Raw genomic sequence first — 4,849 nt, forward strand, 5'->3', positions numbered from 1 at the left:
CCGCCGATGGCCATGAACTCGTGCGGCAGGGCGTGCATGATGACGCCGAACTTGCCGCCCGCCAGGACGTAGCTGCCGAACACCATGGCGAACAGCAGGACAATGCCGATAATCTGGAACATGGGGCGGTCGGACGTCCTGCGGGAGAAAACTCAGGACGCCCGTTATCCGCGTTAATGCTTAAGGGCGGGTTTCGCCAATCCCGGTTCGGGACGTGAAATCAGAGCCGCGTCTCCCCGCTCAGGATCGCTTCGTAGGCCTTGGGGGTCAGCTTCTGATAGCCTGCCTTGCCGCCGCGCACATAGACCGGGCCCGTGACCTTCTCCAGATCGAAGCCGTCGGCGACCAGATCGACCTTGCGGTATTTGAAGGTGCCGGTGGTCTCGGCCGACTTCATCAGGCGCAGGAAGACCGGGCGGGCGTAGGGCGGCAGCTGCTCGTCGGCGTAGGCGGCGAAGGCGGCGGGATCGAACTTGCCTTCCAGCACCAGGCCGGCCATGCCCGCCTTGCCTTCCTGACCGGGGACGGCGACGCCGTAGGCGATGACTTCCTGGACGCCGGGGGCGTCATGCAGGCGCTGCTCGACCTCGGCGGTGGAGACGTTCTCGCCCTTCCAGCGATAGGTGTCGCCCAGGCGGTCCATGAAGTAGAAATAGCCTTCGCGGTCCTGACGCATCAGGTCGCCGGTGCGGAACCAGCGGTCGCCCTTCTTGAAGACGTCGGTGAGGATCTTCTTCTCCGAGGCCTTCTTGTCGGCGTAGCCCGAGAAGTCGTGGCGGATGTCCGAGGCGATCTGGCCGATGGCCTCGCCCGTCTCGCCGACCGAGACCAGCTGGCACATGCCGTCGGCGCGGCGCAGGGGCTCGCCCGTCTCGGGGTCCAGGGCGATCAGGCGGATGTTGATCTGCGACTTCAGATAGCTGGGCACGCGGCCGATGGCGCCGGCCTTGCCGTCGAAGTTGAACAGGGAGACGTTGCCCTCGGTGGAGCCGTAGAACTCCATGATGTCCTTGATGCCGAAGCGCGACTGGAACTCGCTCCAGACGTCGGGGCGCAGGCCGTTGCCGAAGGCCAGGCGCAGCTTGTGCGCGCGCTCGTCCTCGTTGGGCGGGCAGTTGACCAGATAGCGGCACAGCTCGCCGATATAGACGAACATGGTCGCGCCCGAGGCCTTCACGTCCGGCCAGAAATGGGTCGAGGAGAAACGGCGGCGAACGATCATCCGCCCGCCGTTCAGCAGGACCGAGCCGACCCCGACCAGACCCCCGGTCGAGTGATAGAGGGGCAGGCAGTTGTAGAGGGCGTCGGTTTGCGTCGAAGCCGTGGCCCCGGCGAAGGCGCGCATATAGGTTCGCGCGCGCGAATGCGGGATGCGCGCCGCCTTGGGCAGGCCGGTGGTGCCCGAGGTGAAGATGTAGAGCGCCGTGTCGCGGTTGGTCAGGCCGCTGCGCAGGCTCTTGTCGGGACGCACCGAGGAGGCGCTGCGCACGGCGTTGTCGATGTCGCGGCGGTCATTGGTCTCGTCCTCGTCAGCCAGGCCGTGCACCCAGATCATCAGGTTGCGATCGACGAAGGGGCGGGCCTCCTCCACCGCCCGCCAGCAATCCTGGTCAGTGACGACGTTGAAGGCGTTGGAGATGGTCAGGCAGTGGGCGAGCGCCGCGCCCGTCAGATTGGTGTTGATCAGGGCCGTGGCCACCCCGACCTTGGAGAAACCGAACCAGGCGGCGACGTATTCGACGCGGTTGTGCATCACCAGGGCGATGACGTCGCTGCGCTTCAGGTTCCGACCGCGAGCCCAGTTGGCGTAGCGGTTCGCCAGGGCCTCGAACTCGCGATAGGTGATGCTGCGCTGCTCGTCCTGGATGGCGATGTTGTCGCCGAACTTGTCGACCGCCTCTTCGAGGTCGTCACAGAGCAGGACGTCGCTGTCGAGCGTGATGGGCTTGATGCGCTTCAGGAGGCGGTACAGCCCGCTCGCGAACTTGATATCGCGCCGGATGTTCGCTGCCAGTCCCATGGTTGCGCCGCCTCTTCCCAGATATTGCTTTTCAAGGGTGATGAACGGGCGACGGCGGCGGGTCAACAGGTCCGCATCGGCCATCGCGACAATGTTTCACGAAAAGATGCTTGAAGGACGATTTCGATGACGCTGCGTAAGGATGCTCCGCGACGCTAGGTCAACTTGATGAGGCTGAATCTGAAGTTACGGCCAAGACGCGTTGTAGAATTGACCTGAGGTTTTCCTTTCGATGACTGCGGTTCGGCAAGGGCGTTATTGCCCAGCGGATCGGGGCGTCACCCGCCAGATCGCGTCGCCCACGTCGTCAGCCACCAGCAGGGCGCCGGAGCGGACGCCCAGAACCCCGACCGGACGGCCCATGGCCTCGCCCTTGGCGTTGCGGAAGCCGGTCAGGACGTCTTGCGGCGGTCCCGCCGGCTTGCCGCCGCTGAAGGGGACGAAGATGACCTTGTAGCCGGCGGGCGGGTTGCGGTTCCACGAGCCGTGCTGGCCGACGATGGCCCCGTTGCGCCACTGGGGCATCAGGGCCCCGGTATAGAAGGTCAGGCCGAGCGAGGCCGTGTGCGAGCCGAGGGCGTAGTCGGGCTTGATCGCCTTGGCGACCATGTCGGGGCGGGGCGGCTGGACCCGCGCATCGACCGTCTGACCGTAATAGCTCCACGGCCAGCCGTAGAAGCCGCCGGGCGTGACCGAGGTCATGTAGTCGGGCACCAGGTCGTCGCCGATCTCGTCGCGCTCGTTGACCGAGACCCACAGCCGTCCGTCCTCGGGGTTCCAGGCCATGCCGACGGGGTTGCGCAGGCCCGAGGCGAAGACGCGGCGCGCGCCGGTGGCCGGGTCGATCTCGAGCACGGCGGCGCGGTCGACCTCCTCGTCCAGGCCGTTCTCGCCGACGTTGGAGTTGGAGCCGACGCCGACATAGAGTTTCGATCCGTCCGCCGAGGCGACCAGGCTCTTGGTCCAGTGGTGGTTGCGCCCGGCGGGCAGGTCCGCGACCTTGACCGGCGCGACGCTGATTTGCGTCTGGCCGCTCTGATAAGGGACGGCGACCAGGGCGTCGGCGTTGGCGATGAACAGGCGGTCGCCGACCAGGGCCATGCCGAAGGGCGAGGTCAGGCCGGACAGGAAGACGGTCTTCGTTTCCGCCGCGCCGTCGCCGTCGGCGTCGCGCAGCAGGCTGATGCGGTTGGCGCTGGGCACGCGGGCGCCGGCCTTGCCCATGATGCGGCGCTCGAACCAGCCGCGAATACCGCCGCCGCTGGCTTCCGGCTTGGGCGGGGCGTTGGTCTCGGCCACCAGGACGTCGCCGTTGGGCAGTTCGTAGAGCCAGCGCGGATGGTCCAGTCCGACAGCGAAGGCGTTGACGGCCAGGCCCGGCGCCGCGACCGGGGTGCGGCCCGCGGGCCAGCCGATCGCCGTCGCGATCTTGACCGTCGGCACGCGCTGGACCCGGGCCTCGGGCAGTTGCGGATCGGGGCCGAAGCCGGCGCTTTCCGGCAGGGCGCTTTCCGTGCCGCAGGCGGCAAGCGCCGTCAGCAGGGGCAGGGCGGCGACGAGGCGGCGACGGCTCATGCAAGTCTCCTCAGCGTTCGGGCAGGGCGGGGAACTCCAGTCGGCTGACATCATAACCCAGTTCGCCCGCCCGTCGCGTCAGACGCGCCAGCTGGTCGGGCGTTGGGACCTCGCGGGTATAGATGAACAGCTTGTCGAAGGTCGGGTCCGACGAGATGAACCAGCTGTAGTCCTCGGCGCGGTCCAGCACCCAGTAGTCCCAGGTGACGAAACCCCACAGGTATTTGACCCGCAGCTTGGCGTTCATGCCGGGGTCGAGAATCTCGCCGCGGCCCTCGATGGCCTTCTCGCGGCCCTGGGGCGTGCCGACCTGGCAGGTGTCGCGCACCGCCACGCGGGTCGGCGGGCTGAAGTCGTAGTGGCTGGCCCCGGCGACGCAGCCGTCGGTGATCTTCATGGGCAGGCGCGCCACCTCGTGCCAGCGGCCCGACCACAGGCGCTGGGCGTCGACGGGCTTCAGCGGCTGGGGCGCGCGGGTTTCGCTCATGGACGGGGCCGTGGCGCAGGCGCCCAGGGTCAGGACCAGCATCAGAATCAGGGCGGCGGCCGGCGCCGCAAGGGCGAGGCGACGCAAGGGCAGGGCGGCGACGGGCATGATAGCCTCCGTTTGACGGACACAGGTTTACGTGCGCCGTTCCCTGTCGGATGACTGGCGCCGGGAAACCGGTCGGCGGCGGGTCTTGAGCGCGCCGCCACGCCTTCCTATCTGCCAAGCCTCGCCGGGAGGGGCCATGCCGTCAGTCATCACCATTCAGGGTCTGACCAAGACCTACAAGTCCGGCCATCAGGCGCTGAAGCCCATCGATCTGGAGATCGAGAAGGGCGAAATCTTCGCCCTGCTGGGGCCGAACGGGGCGGGCAAGACGACGATGATCTCCATCGTCTGCGGCATCGTCACGCCCTCGACCGGGACGGTGACGGCCGACGGCCACGACATCCAGAAGGATTATCGCGCCGCCCGCACCAAGATCGGCCTGGTGCCGCAGGAGCTGACGACGGACGCCTTTGAAACCGTCTGGGCCACCGTCACCTTCAGCCGGGGCCTGTTCGGCAAGGCGCCGAACCCGGCCTATGTCGAGCGCATCCTTCGCGACCTCAGCCTGTGGGACAAGAAGGACGCCAAGATCATGACCCTGTCCGGCGGGATGAAGCGCCGCGTCATGATCGCCAAGGCCCTGAGCCACGAACCCGACATCCTGTTCCTGGACGAGCCGACGGCGGGCGTGGACGTGGAGCTGCGCCGCGACATGTGGG

At 67.4% G+C, this 4,849-nt stretch carries 5 protein-coding genes; 1 reads left to right on the forward strand and 4 read right to left on the reverse strand.

Going from position 1 to position 4,849, the window contains the following annotated elements; translation table 11 throughout:
- The 4 genes from VGE49_RS04890 to VGE49_RS04905 form a co-directional block, all read right to left on the reverse strand.
- The coding region (locus VGE49_RS04890) for a motility-associated protein (protein WP_331033456.1) at positions 1 to 122 on the reverse strand (122 nt) is incomplete at its 3' end.
- Positions 123 to 220: 98 nt separating this feature from the next.
- The gene (locus VGE49_RS04895) at positions 221 to 2,020 is read right to left on the reverse strand and encodes a long-chain-acyl-CoA synthetase (RefSeq protein ID WP_331033452.1); all 1,800 of its coding nucleotides are present in this window, start codon (positions 2,018 to 2,020) and stop codon (positions 221 to 223) included.
- Between the two features lie 255 nt (positions 2,021 to 2,275).
- Positions 2,276 to 3,595: a PQQ-dependent sugar dehydrogenase gene (locus tag VGE49_RS04900; RefSeq protein ID WP_331033453.1), complete on the reverse strand. Its 1,320-nt coding sequence runs from the start codon at positions 3,593 to 3,595 to the stop codon at positions 2,276 to 2,278.
- A gap of 10 nt (positions 3,596 to 3,605) precedes the next feature.
- Entirely contained in the window at positions 3,606 to 4,190 is a 585-nt protein-coding gene (locus tag VGE49_RS04905; protein ID WP_331033454.1) for a lipocalin family protein, read from the reverse strand.
- A gap of 136 nt (positions 4,191 to 4,326) precedes the next feature.
- On the opposite strand from VGE49_RS04905, the gene VGE49_RS04910 reads away from it, so the two are divergent.
- On the forward strand, positions 4,327 to 4,849 hold a 523-nt coding region (locus VGE49_RS04910), incomplete at its 3' end, for an ABC transporter ATP-binding protein (protein WP_331033455.1).

This window comes from Brevundimonas sp. (assembly GCF_036405315.1).
Taxonomy (GTDB): domain Bacteria; phylum Pseudomonadota; class Alphaproteobacteria; order Caulobacterales; family Caulobacteraceae; genus Brevundimonas.